The 17,156-nt window shown below is 72.1% G+C and carries 12 protein-coding genes and 1 pseudogene; 5 read left to right on the top strand and 8 right to left on the bottom strand.

Annotated elements, in window-relative coordinates; genetic code table 11:
• The first annotated feature begins 2 nt into the window (after positions 1-2).
• From ACGFW6_RS32340 to ACGFW6_RS32330, 3 genes are all read left to right on the top strand, one after another.
• Positions 3-2,387, top strand: a complete 2,385-nt coding sequence (locus tag ACGFW6_RS32340) for a xanthine dehydrogenase family protein molybdopterin-binding subunit (RefSeq protein ID WP_393517860.1) — start codon at positions 3-5, stop codon at positions 2,385-2,387.
• A 263-nt stretch (positions 2,388-2,650) separates the two neighbouring features.
• Positions 2,651-4,108, top strand: coding sequence for an NCS2 family permease (locus ACGFW6_RS32335; RefSeq protein WP_393517857.1), 1,458 nt, complete (start codon positions 2,651-2,653; stop codon positions 4,106-4,108).
• 47 nt (positions 4,109-4,155) lie between these two features.
• Positions 4,156-5,313, top strand: a complete 1,158-nt coding sequence (locus tag ACGFW6_RS32330; RefSeq protein WP_393517854.1) for an XdhC family protein — start codon at positions 4,156-4,158, stop codon at positions 5,311-5,313.
• Here ACGFW6_RS32330 and ACGFW6_RS32325 read toward each other — a convergent pair.
• Positions 5,259-6,572: a lanthionine synthetase LanC family protein gene (locus ACGFW6_RS32325; protein WP_393517851.1), complete on the bottom strand. Its 1,314-nt coding sequence runs from the start codon at positions 6,570-6,572 to the stop codon at positions 5,259-5,261. The two genes, ACGFW6_RS32330 and ACGFW6_RS32325, sit on opposite strands and share 55 nt — an antisense overlap.
• Positions 6,573-6,651: 79 nt before the next feature.
• Positions 6,652-7,095, bottom strand: a complete 444-nt coding sequence (locus ACGFW6_RS32320) for an SRPBCC family protein (RefSeq protein WP_393517848.1) — start codon at positions 7,093-7,095, stop codon at positions 6,652-6,654.
• Positions 7,096-7,310: 215 nt separating this feature from the next.
• Here ACGFW6_RS32320 and ACGFW6_RS32315 point away from each other — a divergent pair, with 215 nt between their 5' ends.
• Complete coding sequence (locus tag ACGFW6_RS32315) at positions 7,311-8,321, top strand: DUF2278 family protein (protein ID WP_393517845.1); 1,011 nt, start codon at positions 7,311-7,313, stop codon at positions 8,319-8,321.
• On the opposite strand, the pseudogene ACGFW6_RS32310 reads toward ACGFW6_RS32315, so the two are convergent.
• A pseudogene (locus ACGFW6_RS32310) lies at positions 8,316-8,429 on the bottom strand (polysaccharide deacetylase family protein); the annotation flags it as partial. The gene ACGFW6_RS32315 and the pseudogene ACGFW6_RS32310 sit on opposite strands and share 6 nt — an antisense overlap.
• Positions 8,430-8,456: 27 nt before the next feature.
• Positions 8,457-9,884 carry a family 43 glycosylhydrolase gene (locus ACGFW6_RS32305; protein ID WP_393518006.1) on the bottom strand — a complete coding sequence of 476 codons (1,428 nt, stop codon included), beginning with the start codon at positions 9,882-9,884 and terminating at the stop codon, positions 8,457-8,459.
• Positions 9,885-9,914: 30 nt separating this feature from the next.
• Between ACGFW6_RS32305 and ACGFW6_RS32300 the strand changes: the two genes are divergently transcribed.
• On the top strand, positions 9,915-10,127 hold the full coding sequence (locus ACGFW6_RS32300; protein ID WP_393517842.1) for a hypothetical protein: 213 nt from the start codon (positions 9,915-9,917) through the stop codon (positions 10,125-10,127).
• Between the two features lie 45 nt (positions 10,128-10,172).
• On the opposite strand, the gene ACGFW6_RS32295 is transcribed toward ACGFW6_RS32300, so the two are convergent.
• The 4 genes from ACGFW6_RS32295 to ACGFW6_RS32280 form a co-directional block, all read right to left on the bottom strand.
• Complete coding sequence (locus ACGFW6_RS32295; protein ID WP_393517839.1) at positions 10,173-12,854, bottom strand: SpoIIE family protein phosphatase; 2,682 nt, start codon at positions 12,852-12,854, stop codon at positions 10,173-10,175.
• Positions 12,855-12,969: 115 nt separating this feature from the next.
• The gene (locus ACGFW6_RS32290) at positions 12,970-14,106 is read right to left on the bottom strand and encodes a PP2C family protein-serine/threonine phosphatase (RefSeq protein ID WP_393517836.1); all 1,137 of its coding nucleotides are present in this window, start codon (positions 14,104-14,106) and stop codon (positions 12,970-12,972) included.
• Between the two features lie 104 nt (positions 14,107-14,210).
• Entirely contained in the window at positions 14,211-14,969 is a 759-nt protein-coding gene (locus tag ACGFW6_RS32285) for an IclR family transcriptional regulator (RefSeq protein ID WP_393517833.1), read from the bottom strand.
• A 69-nt stretch (positions 14,970-15,038) separates the two neighbouring features.
• Entirely contained in the window at positions 15,039-17,105 is a 2,067-nt protein-coding gene (locus tag ACGFW6_RS32280; protein WP_393517830.1) for a SpoIIE family protein phosphatase, read from the bottom strand.
• Positions 17,106-17,156 lie beyond the last annotated feature (51 nt).

Genomic DNA, 17,156 nt, shown 5'->3' with positions numbered 1-17,156 from the left:
GCATGCCCACCAACGGCGCTCCCACGAAGATCACCCAGGGGTCCCAGACCAAGGGCGGCATCGGCGAGTCGACGCTCCGCCCGGACGGCACCCTCAAGGTCACCGGAGAGTTCGCGTACTCCTCCGACATGTGGCACGAGGACATGCTCTGGGGCCAGATCCTGCGGTCCACCGTCGCGCACGCCGAGATCGTGTCCATCGACACGAGCGAGGCCCTCGCCATGGCGGGTGTCTACGCGGTCCTGACGTACGACGATCTGCCGACCGACGTGAAGAACTACGGCCTGGAGATCCAGGACACCCCGGTCCTCGCGCACGGCAAGGTCCGCCACCACGGTGAGCCGGTCGCCATCGTCGCCGCCGACCACCCGGAGACGGCTCGTCGCGCCGCCGCCAAGATCAAGGTCGACTACCGCGAACTGCCCGTCATCACCGACGAGGCCTCGGCGACCGCCCCCGACGCGATCCTCATCCACGAAGGCCGCGACGACCACCACAGCGGCCACGTCCCGCACCCCAACATCGTGCACCGCCAGCCGATCCTGCGCGGCGACGCGGCGGCCGCCGCCGAGCGTGCCGACGTGATCGTCAGGGGCGAGTACACCTTCGGCATGCAGGACCAGGCCTTCCTCGGCCCGGAGTCCGGCCTCGCGGTGCCTGACGAGGACGGCGGCGTCCACCTGTACATCGCCACCCAGTGGCTGCACAGCGACCTCAAGCAGATCGCCCCGGTCCTCGGCCTGCCCGAGAGCAAGGTCAGGATGACGCTGTCCGGCGTCGGCGGCGCCTTCGGCGGCCGCGAGGACCTGTCGATGCAGATCCACGCCTGTCTGCTGGCGATGCGCACGGGCAAGCCCGTCAAGATCGTCTACAACCGGTTCGAGTCCTTCTTCGGGCACGTCCACCGCCACCCGGCCAAGCTGTACTACGAGCACGGGGCCACCCAGGACGGCAAGCTCACGCACGTGAAGTGCCGGATCGTGCTGGACGGCGGCGCCTACGCCTCCGCCTCCCCGGCGGTCGTCGGCAACGCCTCCTCGCTCAGCATCGGCCCGTACGTGGTCGAGGACGTCGACATCGAGGCCATCGCGCTCTACACCAACAACCCGCCCTGCGGCGCCATGCGCGGCTTCGGCGCGGTCCAGGCGTGCTTCGCCTACGAGGCGCAGATGGACAAGCTGGCCGCGAAGCTGGGCATGGACCCGGTGGAGCTGCGGCAGCTCAACGCCATGGAGCAGGGCACGATCATGCCCACGGGCCAGCCCGTCGACTCCCCGGCGCCGGTCGCCGAACTCCTGCGCCGCGTCAAGGCGATGCCCCTGCCGCCGGAGCGCCAGTGGGAGTCCAGCGAGGGCGCCGACGTACGGCAGCTGCCGGGCGGCCTGTCCAACACCACGCACGGCGAGGGCGTCGTACGCGGTGTCGGCTACGCGGTCGGCATCAAGAACGTCGGCTTCTCCGAGGGCTTCGACGACTACTCCACCGCCAAGGTGCGCATGGAGGTCGTCGGCGGCGAGGCGGTGGCCACGGTGCACACCGCGATGGCGGAGGTCGGCCAGGGCGGCGTCACCGTCCACGCGCAGATCGCCCGCACCGAGCTGGGTGTCACCCAGGTGACCATCCACCCGGCGGACACGCAGGTCGGCAGCGCCGGCTCGACGTCCGCGTCCCGGCAGACGTACGTCACCGGCGGCGCCGTCAAGAACTCCTGCGAGCTCGTCCGCGAGAAGGTCCTGGAGATCGGGCGCCGCAAGTTCGGCTCCTACCACCCCGCCTGGGCCACCGCCGAGCTGCTCCTGGAGGGCGGCAAGGTCGTGACCGACGGCGGCGAGGTCCTCGGTGACCTGGCCGACGTGCTGGAGGGCGAGGTCGTCGAGGTCGAGGCCGAGTGGCGGCACCGTCCGACCGAGGCCTTCGACCTGCGTACCGGCCAGGGCAACGGACACGTCCAGTACTCCTTCGCCGCGCACCGCGCGGTCGTCGAGGTGGACACCGAACTCGGCCTGGTCAAGGTCATCGAGCTGGCCTGCGCCCAGGACGTCGGCAAGGCGCTCAACCCGCTGTCCGTCCTCGGCCAGATCCAGGGCGGCACCCTGCAGGGCATGGGTATCGCGGTGATGGAGGAGATCATCGTCGACCCCAAGACCGCGAAGGTCAGGAACCCCTCCTTCACGGACTACCTGCTCCCCACGATTCTCGACACGCCGATCATCCCCGTCGACGTGCTCGAACTCGCCGACGACCACGCCCCGTACGGGCTGCGTGGCATCGGTGAGGCGCCCACCCTGTCCTCGACCCCGGCCGTCCTCTCGGCGATCCGGAGCGCGACCGGGCTGGAGCTCAACCGCACGCCGGTACGGCCGGAACACCTCACCGGCACGGCGTAGCGGCACCCGCAGGGCCCTCCGGGCGGTGTGAGGGAACGTCACACACTCCGCCGCACCGCCCGGAGTACTCGATGCGCCGCACCGCTCGCGGCAGGTCGAGGACACGCACGTACCAGCACCACAGATCCCGTTCGTTCGTCTCGGGCCGTCCCCCGGGTCGTGCGGCCGAAGCACCTTCCCAAATCCCGCAGCCACACATGTGGCTGATCAGCCGTCAGGGCGGTTGAGGCGGGTGCCCCTTTGAACCTTGGGAGTAGGCCCACATGACCCAGCAGTCACTGGAGCCGGCGACCACAGCCGAAGACGCGGGAGAAGGCACCCGCGTCCCGGCCGGCAGGTCCTGGCTCGACCGGTACTTTCACATAACCAAGAGAGAATCCACGGTCGCGCGTGAGGTGCGCGGCGGCGTCACGACCTTCATGGCGATGGCGTACATCCTCCTGCTCAACCCGCTCATCCTGTCCGGCAAGGACGCGGCGGGTGACATGCTCGCCCAGAAGGCGCTGATCACCGCGACCGCGTTCGCGGCGGCCTTCAGCACCTTGCTGATGGGCTTCTTCGGCAAGGTGCCGCTCGCCCTCGCGGCCGGCCTCTCCGTCTCCGGCGTGCTCGCCTCGCAGGTCGCCCCGCAGATGACCTGGCCGCAGGCCATGGGCATGTGCGTGATGTACGGCGTCGTGATCATGCTGCTGGTCGTCACCGGCCTGCGCGAGATGATCATGAATGCGATCCCGCTCGCGCTCAAGCACGCCATCACCATGGGCATCGGCCTGTTCGTCGCGCTGATCGGCTTCTACAAGGCCGGCTTCGTGCACCAGGGCGAGGCCACCCCGGTCACCCTCGGCCCCGCCGGCGAACTGGCCGGCTGGCCGGTCCTGCTCTTCGCGGTCACCCTCCTCGCGATCTTCATGCTCCAGGCGCGCGGCATCCCCGGCGCGATCCTGATCGGCATCGTCAGCGGCACCGTGCTCGCCGTCGTCCTCAACGCCTTCGGCGTCATCGACCCCAAGCAGTGGGCCAGCGGCGCCCCCGAACTGCACGGCAGCGCCGTGTCCATGCCCGACTTCTCCATCTTCGGCAACGTCGAGTTCGGCGGCTGGGGCGAGGTCGGCGCGATGACCGTCGGCATGATCGTCTTCACCCTGGTGCTCGCCGGGTTCTTCGACGCGATGGCCACCATCATCGGCGTCGGCACCGAGGCCAAGCTCGCCGACGACAAGGGCCGGATGCCGGGCCTGTCCAAGGCCCTGTTCATCGACGGTGCCGGCGGCGCGATCGGCGGCGTCTCGGGGGCGTCGGGCCAGACCGTGTTCGTCGAGTCGGCGACCGGCGTCGGCGAGGGCGCCCGTACGGGACTTTCCTCGGTCGTCACCGGCCTGTTCTTCGCGGCCTGTCTGTTCTTCACCCCGCTCACGGCGATCGTGCCGGGCGAGGTCGCGGCGGCGGCCCTGGTGGTCATCGGCGCCATGATGATGATGAACGCACGGCACGTGGACTGGGCCGACCGGGCCACCGCGATCCCGGTGTTCCTCACCGTCGTGATCATGCCGTTCACCTACTCGATCACCGCGGGTGTCGCGGCCGGCGTCATCTCGTACGTCGCCATCAAGATCGCTCAGGGCAAGGCGCGCGAGATCGGGGCCTTCATGTGGGCCCTGACAGGCATCTTCATCGTCTATTTCGCCCTCAATCCCATTGAGAGCTGGATGGGCGTGCACTAGCCGTGCGCGAACCGCCCTCCACCCAACCGCTTTAAGGAGACCGACAGATGCTGGACATCGCCGAAGAGCTGCACCGGTGGGTCGAGCAGGGACGCGACTTCGCCGTGGCCACCGTGGTGGCGGTCGGCGGCAGCGCACCCCGCCAGCCCGGCGCCGCGCTCGCGGTGGACGCCGACGGCACGGCGATCGGCTCGGTCTCCGGCGGCTGTGTGGAGGGCGCGGTGTACGAACTGTGCCAACAGGCGCTGCAGGACGGCGAGACGGTCCTGGAGCGCTTCGGCTACAGCGACGAGGACGCCTTCGCCGTCGGCCTGACGTGCGGGGGCGTCATCGACATCCTGGTCACCCCGGTACGGGCGCAGGACCCCGCCCGGCCGGTGGTGACGGCGGCACTGGCCGCTGCGTCGTCCGGCGAGGCGGCGGCCGTCGCCCGGATCGTGTCCGGCCCGTCCGATCTGATGGGCCGCGCGCTGCTGGTCCGGCCCGACGGCACCTACGACGGCGGCTACGGTGGCCACCCCGAACTGGACCGCACGGTCGCCGCGGAGGCCGGCGCGTTCCTGGACGCGGGACGCACGGGCACCCTGGAGATCGGCGAACAGGGCTCGCGCTGCGGAGCCCCGCTCACGGTCCTGGTCGAGTCCTCCGTCCCCGCGCCCCGGATGATCGTCTTCGGCGCCATCGACTTCGCGTCCGCGCTCGTACGGATCGGCAAGTTCCTGAACTACCGCGTGACGGTGTGCGACGCCCGCCCCGTCTTCGCGACGAAGACCCGCTTCCCGGAGGCCGACGAGATCGTCGTGGAGTGGCCGCACAAGTACCTGGAGCGCACCGAGGTGGACGCGCGGACGGTCCTGTGCGTGCTCACCCACGACGCCAAGTTCGACGTCCCGCTGCTGCGGTCGGCGCTGCGGCTGCCGGTGGCGTACGTGGGCGCGATGGGCTCGCGCCGCACCCACCTGGACCGCAACGAGCGGCTCAGGCAGGTCGGCGTCACCGAACTGGAGCTGGCCCGCCTGCGCTCCCCGATCGGCCTCGACCTGGGCGCCCGTACGCCCGAGGAGACGGCCCTGTCGATCGCCGCGGAGATCGTCGCCGCCCGGCGGGGCGGCAGCGGGGTCTCACTGACCGGCGCGCACACGCCGATCCATCACGACGCGACGTCCACGTCCGGGCCGGCGGGGCGGATCGGGTCGGTGGCCTGAGACCGGGGCGCCGGCTGGTCGGGCCAGGCGAAGGCGTAGGCGGGGGCGCCGCCCCGGGAGATCCTGACGTGGCGCAGGAGTTCCCGCACGATGCCCGCGCTGCCCATCGCCCACCCGGTCTGCGGCTCCAGGCCGCTCGGGGTGGCCCGGTGTTCGACGTTGGACCAGCGGGCGCCGTCGGCGTCCCGGGTGGCGCGGGCGGCGAGATCGGCGACGAGGGCCTCGGCGAACGCGGGGGAGTCGCCCTGCTCGGCGATCCGGTCGCACGCCAGCGCCAGGACGCCCGCCGTGCCGCAGCAGCGGCCGTTGTTGTCCCAGAACCCGGGGCGCAGCCGTTTCGGCAGCCCCGAGTGCGTGACGGTGTGCCAGCAGCGGTCGGCGAGGGCCGGCCAGACGGGGTCGCCGGTCAGGTCGCGCAGCAGCCGGAAGACCTGGGCGTCGCCCGCGGGCCCGTGGCACCAGCCGTAGTTGTGGCGCTGGACCAGATCGGGACGGTGCTGCGGGTCGGAGTGCGGGACGAGGAATCCGTCGGGACCGTCCTCGTCGCGGGAGACGACGTCCGCGGCACCGGCCAGTGCGAGCTCGACCAGATCGGCGCGGCCGGCCGCGTGGCCGACGGCGGCCAGCCCGTACACGATGCCGAGGGTGCCGTGCGAGATGTGGTGCATCCGGCCGGACGCGCCGGGCCGGTGCTGCCACCGCACGCCGTGCGCGGTGGCCTCGGCGGTGCGCGTGTACGACTCCACGGCCGATACGGCGAGATCGTCCGCGCCGCACAGCAGCGCCCCCAGGCCGATGCCCGCGTTGCCGCCCATCAGTTCGTACAGGTCGCCCCAGCGCTCCCCGTCGCCGCGGGTGGCCCGCACGAGTTCCAGGGCCCGGTCGGCGGCGGCACCGGCGGCCGTGTCGCCCAGTTCGTCGTACACGGCACGCAACACGAGCGCCATCCCGGTCCGGCCGAAGTAGAGCGAGGCGTCCTCCCAGCTCTCCACGGCCGCCGCCAGGTAGCGTGCCGCACGCCGGGCGGCGTCCGCGTAGGAGTCGTCACCGAAGTGCCGCCAGGCCTCCAGCAGCACCGGTATGACACCGGCGGTGCCGTTGTAGAGCAGGGGATCGAGGTCGGCGTCGGACGCCCTGATGGACCAGCCGATCCCCTCGCCCTCGTCCTCCCGTGCCACGGAGAGCAGCCACCGCAGCCCGTCCACCGCCAGCGCCTCGACTTCGCCCGCATTGATGCTCGTTGCATCGATCTCCGTCATGGGCCCACTCTGGCACGGCCGGCTCCGGGTCCCACCGGGGCACCGGGCCGTACCGGGCCCCCTCTCGGCGGGACAGCCGTCAGGCCCGCCTGAGCAGCCGGTTCATCGCCCGCCCGAACACATACCGCGCCGTACGTCCCACCACCCCGTCCAGAGCTCCCGGCACGAACCGCACCCGCAGTTCCTCCCGCCACACCACCCGGGTGCGTCCGCCGGGTCCGGGGCGGACCTCGATCTCGGCCCAGCCCTGTATCACCCGGCCCTGTTTCTCCAGCCGGCACATGCCCGGGGTGGCGTCGTCCGACGGGGGGTGCCAGAGCGTCACCCGCATCGGGTCGTCGAAGGAGAGCGGGCCGATGCCGGAGCGGGCGACGAAGAGGGTGCCCTCATGGGTCGGTTCGGGGGTGGTGACCCTGATGCGGGTCAGGGGGACGACGTCGGCGTGGCGGTGCCACTCCGTCAGGCGGCGCCACGCCTCCGTGAGAGGGAGCGGAACCGTGCGTTCGAGGAGGAAGTTCGCCACGGAGCGATCTTACGGAACGGTGCTGTGGAGTCAGGGCTGGTCACGACGCCGACGCCCGGCGGCGCCCGTGGCGTATACGGGGCGCGCAGGGGGGCCGGCCGCCCGTCGGCGGGCAGGCGTACGCGGAGTGAACTCGGCTTCGGCCGGCCCGCCCAGCCCCTAGCCTTCCTTTCAAGAGTGGGCATTCCGCCCACCTCCAGGGGGAGTTGGTCGTCATGCCGCTGAAGACCTACGGCGTACTGATCGGACGGGCCGTCGACACCCGGCGCGAAGGCGGCAGCGACTCGCCGCACTATCAGATCCACGTCACCGACGACGGCGGCACCGCCTACCGCGCCGCCGTCAACGTCCTGTCCCAGCAACGGCCCTCCGAGCTGCTGTACTTCGTCAGCGACGACTTCCGGCACCCGATCACGGACCGGCTGGCGGGGCTGGCGAGCGGCTGGAACACCCTGCCGCCCGGCCCCGGCGGCCCGAACCTCGACTTCGTGCGCGGCAACCTCTTCGACCCGGCCCTGATGCGGAAGCTGCCCCCGGACCTCGAGGGCCCCGACAACGACCTCGCCGACCTCCTCGACCACTCCGTCCGCCGTGCGGTCGCCGACCAGGACGCGCGGCTGTACCTGTTCGGCGAGCGCTGGGGACCCGAGGCGAGGACGAGGGACAAGATCTTCGGCTTCCTGCCCGGCAACGGTGTCCACGACATCCATATGAACCAGGGCAACAGCGGCCGTTTCCGCGACTCCGACGGCGTCTGGCAGGACGGAGGGCTGCTCCTGCACTTCCCGGCGCAGTCCCGCTGGGTCGCCGTCTTCCTCGCCTTCCAGAGCCAGTCCTGGAAGACCGACGACGTCACCGGCCACACCATCGGGGACGTCGACGGCGCGCGTCCGGTGCCCGGCACCCGGCCCGTCCGGATCGTCGCCGCCCTCGTCAACCCGCGCGGCCCCGCTCCCGAGGCCGAGAGCGTCACCCTGCTCAACGCCTCGCCCGATCCCGTCGACCTGACCGGGTGGCAGATCCAGGACCGGCTGGGGCAGCGCTCCGCCGTGCCCGCCGGCCCGCTCGCCCCCGGGGCCGGTCTCACCGTGCGCCTCGACGGAGGTGCCCGGCTGGGCAATCACGGCGGCGAGATCAGCCTCCTCGACGCGGCGAGGCTCAAGGTGGACGGCGTCTCCTACACCGCCGAACAGGCCGGGCGTGAGGGCTGGTCGGTCGTCTTCTGATACACCGCCGATGATCCCGGGCACCGCCGGCACGGTCCCGTCGTAGATGTCGTGCAGCAGGATGATCCGGTCCCGGTCGGTCCGGTCGAGGATCCGCTGCCGGATGAGCTGGGCTTTCCAGTGGTTTCTCCCGGGCTACTGGGCGTAGAACGTGGCGTCCGCCCGGTCCGTCGTGGTGCTCGGCGTCCGGACGTACAGCAGGTGGTCGTAGTGCCGGACGTAGCGCCCCGGGTAGTTGTACGACTCGTAGGAGAGCCCCGCCGCGTCGGACAGCCCGGCTCGCCGGTGGAAGGTCGCGTCGGCGGCGAACTGCGCCGTCCCGTCGTTCTTCTCCAGCCACACCTCGAAGTTCTTGTGCCGCAGGTAGTAGCCGGGGAAGTTGGCCGACTCCAGGGAGACCGTGCCGCCGCCGGCCAGCCCGGTGACCGCGCGGAACTGGGAGTCCGCGAGCGGGGAGACGCCCGCCTCGACGCGGGCGCGGTACTCCCAGTGCCGGACGAACCCGTCGGCGAGGTTGTACGACGACAGGCGCTGCGGGGTGACCCCGTCGGCCACCGGGATGCCGAAGTCGGGGGTGCCGTCCGCCTTCCAGTACAGCTTCTGCACGCGGGTGCGGCGGTTGGGGTCGTTCAGCGGGTCGCCGCTGATGTCCTTGTAGCTGCGGTCGTGGTAGACGAGGACGTCGCTCCTGCCGTCCTCGGAGACGGTGAAGGAGTTGTGGCCCGGCCCGTACTGGCTCGTGCTCGCGTTGCTGGTGAAGACCGGCGACGGACTCTTGCTCCAGTTCGCGGTGTCGAGCAGGTCGGCGCTCGCGGAGGCGGACAGCAGCCCCAGGCAGTAGTTGCTGTCGGTGGCGCCGGCCGAGTAGGTCATGAAGACCTTGCCGCCGTGCTGGATCACCGCCGGGCCCTCGTTGACCTTGTAGCCGGCGCTCTCCCAGGAGTAGGTGGGCCGCGACAGCATCACGGGAGTGCCCGTGATGGTCCAGGGGTTGGCCATGCTGGCGAGGTAGACGTCGGTGTTGTTGTTCACGGACGGGTCGCGCTGGGCCCAGGCCAGATACCGCACACCGCCCACGACGAAGGTCGTTGCGTCCAGGGAGAAGCTCTCCCACCGGGTCTTGATCTGGCCCTTCTCCGTCCAGGCGGCGGTCAGCGGGTTGGCACCGGTGCCCTCCAGGACGTACATCCGGATCGCCCACACGTCGCTGGTGGCGCCGGCGGCGAAGTAGACGTACCACTTGCCGTCGATGAAGTGGATCTCCGGCGCCCAGATGTGCGCGCCCATGACCCCGCTGGAGTGCCTGGTCCAGATCGTCACCTCCTGGGCGGTGGACAGGCCCTGGATCGTGGTCGCCCGGCGCAGCACGATGCGGTCGTACTCGGGGACGGTCGCGGTGAAGTAGTAGTAGCCGTCGGTGTGTCTGAAGATGTGCGGGTCGGCCCGCTTCTCGGCGACCGGGTTGGTGTAGGTCGCGGCGGGGGAGTCGGGGACGGCGGCCCGGGCGGGGGAGCCCGGTGCGACGAGACAGCCCGCGAGCGCGACGAGCAGCGCGAGGATCAGCCGAACGGCGTTGTGTCGCGGAGGAGTTCCATGGTTCACATCATGCCCCTGTCCGTAATCTCGAACGTGGTTCGCAATTCCGACCGTGACGGGGTTCAGAAGATAGAAGCGGGCCATGTCCGCGTCAACGCTTTCGTCGGGCCGCACGTCGGTCCGTCCCGCACCGCGCGCGAACCCGCGTGCCGGGCGCTGCGCGAGCAGCTGCTGGCGCAGAAGGAGCCGCGCAACCGCAGAGCGACCTGAGCGGACCTCGCCGTATCGCCCGTTACAGCGGTGCCCCGCGGGCGGTCACCGTCCCTGCGGCAGCGGCTGTTCCGTCCAGATCACCTTGCCGGCCGCCGTGTAGCGGGTGCCCCAGCGCTCGGCGAACTGGGCCACCAGGAACAGGCCCCGGCCGCCCTCGTCCGTGGTGGCCGCGCTGCGCAGGTGCGGGGCGGTGCTGCTGCCGTCGGAGACCTCGCAGATCAGGGCGAGGTCGCGGATCAGCCGGACCCGGATCGGGCCGGTGGCGTGCCGCAGGGCGTTGGTGACCAGCTCGCTGAGGATCAGCTCGGTCGTGAACGCCTCCTCCTCGAGCCCCCACTCCGTCAGGGTGCGGGCCGCGGCCGCCCGCACCCGGGCCACGGCGGAGGCCTCGTCCGGTACGTCCCAGGACGCCGTCCGGTCGGAGGGGAGCAGCCGCGTCCGGGCCACGACGAGGGCGACGTCGTCGCGGGGACGCTCCGGCCGCAGGGTCTCCAGGACCGCCTTGCACGTCTCCTCCGGCGTCCGGCCCCCCGTCGGGGGCGTCGCGGCGAGCGCGCCCCGCAGCCGCTCCAGCCCCTCGTCGATGTCCTGGCCGTGGTCCTCGACCAGCCCGTCCGTGTACAGCACCAGCCCGCTGCCCTCGGGCAGCCGTACCTCCCGCGCCTCGAAGGGCATGCTGCCGCCCAGACCCAGCGGCGCGCCGCCCGGCACGGTCAGGAACTCGACCCGGCCGTCGGGGTGCACGAGCGCCGGTTCGAGGTGGCCGGCGCGGGAGAGGGAGCACATCCCGGTGGACGGGTCGTACACCGCGTACAGACAGGTCGCCCCCGTGATCGGCGCGACCTCCTCCTCGCCCTCGCCCTCGTCCTGGTCGATGCGCGCCACCAACTCGTCCAGATGGCCGAGGAGTTCGTCCGGCGGCAGATCCAGCGTGGAGAAGTTGTCGACCGCGGTACGCAGCCGGCCCATCGTCGCCGCCGCGTGCAGCCCGTGGCCCACGACGTCGCCCACGACCAGCGCCACCCGCGCGCCCGGCAGCGGGATGACGTCGAACCAGTCCCCGCCGACCCCGCCCTGCGCCGCCTGCGCCGGCAGATAGCGGTAGGCCACGTCGAGGGCGCTCTGCCCGGGCAGGGCCCGCGGCAGCAGACTGCGCTGGAGGGTCACCGACAGGGTGTGCTCGCGGGTGTAGCGGCGGGCGTTGTCGATGCTCACGGCGGCCCGCGCCACCAGCTCCTCCGCGAGCGTGATGTCCTCGTGCTCGAAGGGGTCGGGCCGGTCGGCGCGCCAGAAGCTGGCCATGCCCATGATGACGCCGCGGGCCCGCAGCGGCACCGTGAGCATCGAGTGGAACCCGTACCGCACGAGCCTGCGGGCGTTCACGGGATCCTGCTCCTGCCAGCCGGCGAGGGCGGCCATGTCCGTCTCCAGCACCGACTCGCCGGTACCGAACCCGAACGCCTGCGGAGTGGCCGGGGCGAAGTGGATCAGCTTGCCGATCGGATAGAGCGGACTGTCGTCCCGTACGCCCCGGAACGCCACCCGGCGCATGTCGGCGCTGCCCTCCTTGGGCTCCTCGCCGCGCAGCACCGGATCGGCGAGATCGACGGAGACGAAGTCGGCGAACCGGGGCACCGCGAAGTCGGTCAGCTCCTGCGAGGTGCGCGTGACGTCCAGGGTGGTGCCGATCTCCAGCCCGGCGTCGTACAGCAGCTTCAGCCGCTCCTGCGCCACGTCCGCCCGGCCGGTCAGGGTCCGCAGCTCGGTGGTGTCCCGCAGCGTCGCGACACTGCCGGGCGGCCCGCCGTCCCGGTCGGTCGAACGCTGGCTGACCGCGAGCAGCCGGCCCTGCGCCAGATGCACCTCGTCGGTGGCGTCCCGCCCCGAGGCGAACAGCCGGGCCAGGTCGCTGCCGATGCCGAGGGCGACACAGGGCCGCCCCTCCGCGTCCGCGGTCAGTCCGAGCAGCCGGCGCGCCTCGTCGTTCGCGAGCGCCAGCCGCCGCCGGTCGTCCATGATCAGGACGCCTTCGCGCACGGAGTGCAGGACGGCGTCGTGATGCTCGTACATCCGCGTCATCTCTTCGGGGCCGAGCCCGTGTGTCTGCCGCAGCAGCCGGCGGCTGACGAGCGCGGTCCCGGCGGTGGCGAGGGCGAGCGCGCCGGCCGCCGAGCCCAGCAGCGTCGGCAGCTGGTGGTCCACGACCCCGCCGACGCTGTCCAGCGTCACCCCCGCGGCCACCAGGGCGACGACCTTGCCGTCGTCGTCGGTCACGGGGACCACGGCCCGCACGGACGGACCCAGGGTGCCGGTGTACGTCTCCCGTACGACCCCGCCCGCGGCGGCCGGCGCGATGGTGCCGACGAAGTGCCGGCCGATCCGGTCGGGGTTGGGGTGGGTGTAGCGGATCCCGTCCTTGGTCATCACGACGATGAAGTCCACGTCGGTGGCCTCGCGCGCCGCCTCGGCGCGGGGCTGGAGCACCGCGCTGGGGTCGGGGTTCGACAGGGCCTCCTCGATGCCCGGCGCGTTCGCGAAGGACTCGGCGACGGCGAGGGAACGGTTGCCGGCCTCCCGCCTGGTGTCGGTGCGCACCTGGAGCACCAGTGCCACGACGGCGGCGACGACGAGGAGCACGACGATGGCCGCCTGCAGCACGAAGACCTGCCGGGCCACGGTACGTGCGCTCAACAGCGAGCGCAGGCGGCCGAGGAATCCGGCCATGCCTCATTTCTAACACCGTTTCACGGGGCGGGCACGGTGCTTGCCGCAGGGAGGGCACCGGCCCGGCCGGGGGCGGTCGGTGAGCCGGCGGATCCGAGGTGCCTCGGCGGATCCCCTACGGGCACGACCCGACGCACCCGGCGCCGGACGGCTCAGGGGCCGCCGCCGGTGCCCCGTCGGTGGTCGGCATGCGCAGCAGCAGCAGGGCCGCGTCGTCGTGGAGCCGGCCGCCGACGTGGGCCTGGAGCTCGCCATGCAGCGCGGTGACGGTGTCCACGGGCTCGTCGCAGGTGTGCCGGGCCAGCCCCTCGGCGAGCGGATAGAACTCACGGTCGTGGTTGCGGGCCTCGGTGACACCGTCGGTGTACAGCAGCAGCTGGTCCCCGTCGGCGAAGGGCAGCACGTGCAGCGCGGGCGTCTCGCCCGACAGGTTGCGCAGGCCGAGCGGCGGCGCCGGACGGTCCGGCTCCACCGGTACGACGACCGAGTCCCGCACCAGCAGCGGCGGCGCGTGCCCGCAGTTGACGACCTCCAGCTGGCCCGTGCGGGGGTACCCGGCGACCACGGCGGTGACGAAGTCGTCGCTGCCCAGGTTGCGCGCCAGGCTCCGCTCGATCCTGGCGACGACGTCCAGCAGATCGGGCTCGTCGTGCGCGGCCTCGCGGAAGACACCGACGACCAGGGCCGCCGTGCTGACGGCCGGCAGCCCCTTGCCGCGTACGTCGCCGACGATCAGCCTGACCCCGTGCGGTGTCGACACCAGCGCGTACAGATCCCCGCCGATGCGGGCCTCGGCCGCGGCGGCGCTGTAGCGCACGGCCACCTGGAACGGTCCGACCGTCGCCGGTACGGGCTGCAGCAGCGCGTGCTGGGCGGCCTCGGCGACCGAGCGCACCGCCGCCAGCACCCGCTCGCGGCGGATGCGCAGCGTGCTGGTCGCGGCGCACGCCACGGTGATCACCAGCAGGGACGTCAGCGCGACCACGAGATCGCTGTCCGCGGCACCGCCCCGGAGGCCGAGTGCCACCCCCAGCGCGGCGGACAGCAGCCCCACGCAGAGAACACCGCGCGGCCCGCCGGTGGTGGCGGCGAGCGCGGGGCCCGTGGCGAGCAGCGGCACCCAGGTCACCCCCGAGCCGCCCGCGAGATCGACGAGCACGAGACCGCAGACGATCAGAATGGGCAGTAGGGGCGTGGCGGCGACCATGCGCCTCGGCCAGTGGTCGGGGCCGTGATCAGGGGCCTTGCTCATCGCTTGTCCGCTGTCCTCACCTGTGCGCAGGGGCGTACGCCCAATGAAATGTCCGGTTTATTCAGGAAACGGGTTCCACCCCGGGTCGGACAAGCACAGGGATTTCAGATAGTGAGCGACAGGCCCCTGGTCACCCGGTCCGCGGTCGGGATCAGCCGGGCCGTGACCTCCTCCAGCCGCGAGCGCCGGTCGGCCCGCAGCGAGACGCCGAGCGAGCCGAGGGTGTTCCCGCTGTACACGGGCACCGCGACACAGACCGTGCCGAGGGCGTACTCCTCCATGTCGGTGACCGCGGGGGCGAGGGGCGCGGATTCCAGCCGTCTGAGCAGCTCAGGGCGGTCGGTGATGGTCCGCGGCGTGAGATCGGCGAGCTGGTGCCGGGACAGGTAGTCCTTGCGCGCCTCCTCGTCCAGCTCCCGCAGCACGGACTTGCCGAGCGCCGTGGCGTGCCCGGCGTCCTCGAACCCCACCCAGAGATCGACGCGGGGAGCGCGCGGGCCGTCGACGATCTCGGCCACCCGGATCTCCCCCTCCTCGTAGAACGTGAGGTAGGCGGCGCTGGACAGCTCGTCGCGCAGCGCGGCCAGCGTGGGCCGGATCCGGCTGAGCAGCGCCTGCGCCCGGCCCGTGGTGTGCAGGGTCCCGAGCCGCTCGCCGAGGATGAACCCGCCGTCGTCGAGCTTGCGCACATAGCCGTCGTGGACCAGCGTCCGCAGCAGGTGGTAGGCCGTGGCCAGCGGCAGGCCCGTCTCCCGCGCCAGTTGCTTCGCGGGCGCGCCGTTCTCGTGCGCGCTCATCGCTTCCAGCAGACGGAACGCGCGCTGCACCGAGCCGATGAGCGTGGGGCCGTCATTCACACCCATAGGAACAGCGTGCGCCGGGCGCCCGGCACGGGCAAGGCGGGCGGACGGCGCCTGCCGGATGGGGCTTGCCTACAGCACCCGGGCGACGAGCAGCGCGACGTCGTCGTGGTCGTCCGGATGCCGCAGTCCGTACAGGAGCAGGTCGCAGGTCTCCTCCAGGGGTCTGCCGGGTTCGTCGAGGAAGCCGAGCATCACGTTCAGCCGGTCGTCGATGGAGTGGTGCCGGGTCTCGACGAGGCCGTCGGTGTACAGGACCAGCAGATCGCCGGGGCCGAGCTCGACGGACGTGGTCCGGAACGGGATGCCGCCGACGCCGAGCGGGGCCCCGGCGGGCAGTTCGAGCAGCTCCGGCGGTCGGCCGGGGCGGGCCAGCGCGGGCGGCATGTGTCCGGCGTTGGCGATGTGGCAGCGCCGGGTGCGCGGGTCGAACACCGCGTACAGGCAGGTGACGATGTAGTGCTCCAGATCGCAGGTGATCTTGTCCAGGTGGCGCAGCACGGCACCCGGATCCAGATCGAGGTCGGCGTAGGCGCAGGTCGCGGTCCGCAGCCGGCCCATCGTGGCGGCCGCGTCGATGCCGTTGCCCATGACGTCGCCGACGACCAGCGTGGTCTTGTCGTCCTCCAGCGGGATGACGTCGTACCAGTCGCCGCCGACCTCGCTGGTGGCCTGCGCGGGCTGGTAGCGGTAGGCGATCTCGAGGCCGGTGTGGTGCGGCGGATGGTCCGGCAGCAGGCTGCGCTGGAGGGTGAGGGCGGTGTTGCGCACGCTCTGGAACCAGCGGGCGTTGTCGATGGCGACGGCGGCCCGGCTGGCCAGCTCGCTCGCGAGGACGACGTCGTCCTCGTCGAACGGCACCGGATTGCGGGTCCGCTTGAGGTCGAGGGCGCCCAGCACCTCGCCGTGCGCGATGAGCGGCACCGCCATGTAGGAGTGCACGCCGGCCCGCGCGAGAAGACTGGTGGCCTCGGGGTCGCGGGCGATGCGCCGCAGATCGTCCTCGCCGACGTGCCGCACCAGGACCGGCCGGCCCGTGTGCACGCACAGGGTGACCAGCCGGTCCCCCTCGTAGGCGGCGAGATCGCCCGGCGGGTCCGCCGCGCGCAGCGCCACACTCGGGTACGACGCCTTCAGCGCGAGCGCGCGGAACAGCTCCGGACCGTTGTCCGGCTGCCGCATGCGCCGGCACGCGAGCGCGGAGTCCAGCACGTCCACGGCGACCACGTCGGCCAGCTCGGGCGTGGCGATCTCCGCCAGCTCGTCCGCGGTCCGCCCCACCTCCAGCGTGGTGCCGACCCGGGTGGAGGCGTCCGCGATCAGGGCCAGGCGCCGGCGGGCCCGGTCGGCCTCGGCGGCGGCCCGGTGCCGCTCGGTGACGTCGACGAACGAGATGGCCGCGCCCAGCACCCGGCCGCCGGGGTCCTCCAGCCGGTAGAAGGACAGCGACCAGGCGTGCTCGTGCTCGGGGTCGGCCGGCGGGCGGCCCACGTGGTACTGGTCGAGCAGCGGGGTGCCGGTGGTGAGCACCTGGCGCAGACAGGACACGATCGTGTCGATGTCGGGCAGCGGCAGGGTCTCCATCAGCCGACGGCCCACATGGTCCTCCGCGGGGGTGCCGTCGATCCGCTCCAGCGCCGGATTGACCAGCAGGAAACGCAGCTCGGGGTCGACCAGGGCGATACCGATCGGGGACTGGTTGATCAGCCGCTCGCACAGCGCCAGGTCCGTCTCCACGCGCTGCAGCAGCGAGTGGTCGGCGGCGATGCCCAGGGCGTAGACGTCCCCGAGATCGTCCAGCAGACGCATGTTGCGGAACTCCGTCAGCCGGGTGCTGCCGTCCTTGTGCCGCACCGGGAAGGTCCCGGCCCAGCTGCGGCCGGTCTCCAGAACCTCCGTGAACAGCTGCACCACGGCCGGCAGATGCTCGGCGTGGATGAAGAGACGTGCCGCGGGCGTGCCCAGGGCCTCCTCGGCGGTGTACCCGAAGAGCTCTTCCGCCTGCGGGGTCCAGAACACCACGCGCCCGTCGGCGTCCACGACCACCGCGGCCACGCTCAGCACGTCGAGCAGGCCGGTCGTCCGGGGCGGCCCGGGGCCGTACCCGCCACTGTCGGACTCGAAGGTCTCGGCTGCCATCCCAGCTCCTCCGCCGCCGGCCGTACCCACCCGCTGCGGTTCCCCCGTCGT

The sequence above is a fragment of the Streptomyces sp. Y7 genome (assembly GCF_043195415.1).
Taxonomy (GTDB): domain Bacteria; phylum Actinomycetota; class Actinomycetes; order Streptomycetales; family Streptomycetaceae; genus Streptomyces.
Note: the sequence above shows the minus strand (reverse complement) of the source record. Positions and strands in the feature narration are given on the sequence as shown.

Bases quoted from the DNA above. Each gene is read 5' to 3' on its own strand.
- ACGFW6_RS32340 (WP_393517860.1), top strand. From the start codon at position 3: ATGCCCACCAACGGCGCTCCCACGAAGATCACCCAGGGGTCCCAGACC.
- ACGFW6_RS32300 (WP_393517842.1), top strand. From the start codon at position 9,915: ATGGTTCACATCATGCCCCTGTCCGTAATCTCGAACGTGGTTCGCAAT.
- ACGFW6_RS32290 (WP_393517836.1), bottom strand. From the start codon at position 14,106: ATGAGCAAGGCCCCTGATCACGGCCCCGACCACTGGCCGAGGCGCATG.
- ACGFW6_RS32315 (WP_393517845.1), top strand. From the start codon at position 7,311: ATGCCGCTGAAGACCTACGGCGTACTGATCGGACGGGCCGTCGACACC.
- ACGFW6_RS32325 (WP_393517851.1), bottom strand. From the start codon at position 6,572: ATGACGGAGATCGATGCAACGAGCATCAATGCGGGCGAAGTCGAGGCG.
- ACGFW6_RS32330 (WP_393517854.1), top strand. From the start codon at position 4,156: ATGCTGGACATCGCCGAAGAGCTGCACCGGTGGGTCGAGCAGGGACGC.
- ACGFW6_RS32295 (WP_393517839.1), bottom strand. From the start codon at position 12,854: ATGGCCGGATTCCTCGGCCGCCTGCGCTCGCTGTTGAGCGCACGTACC.
- ACGFW6_RS32285 (WP_393517833.1), bottom strand. From the start codon at position 14,969: ATGGGTGTGAATGACGGCCCCACGCTCATCGGCTCGGTGCAGCGCGCG.
- ACGFW6_RS32280 (WP_393517830.1), bottom strand. From the start codon at position 17,105: ATGGCAGCCGAGACCTTCGAGTCCGACAGTGGCGGGTACGGCCCCGGG.
- ACGFW6_RS32335 (WP_393517857.1), top strand. From the start codon at position 2,651: ATGACCCAGCAGTCACTGGAGCCGGCGACCACAGCCGAAGACGCGGGA.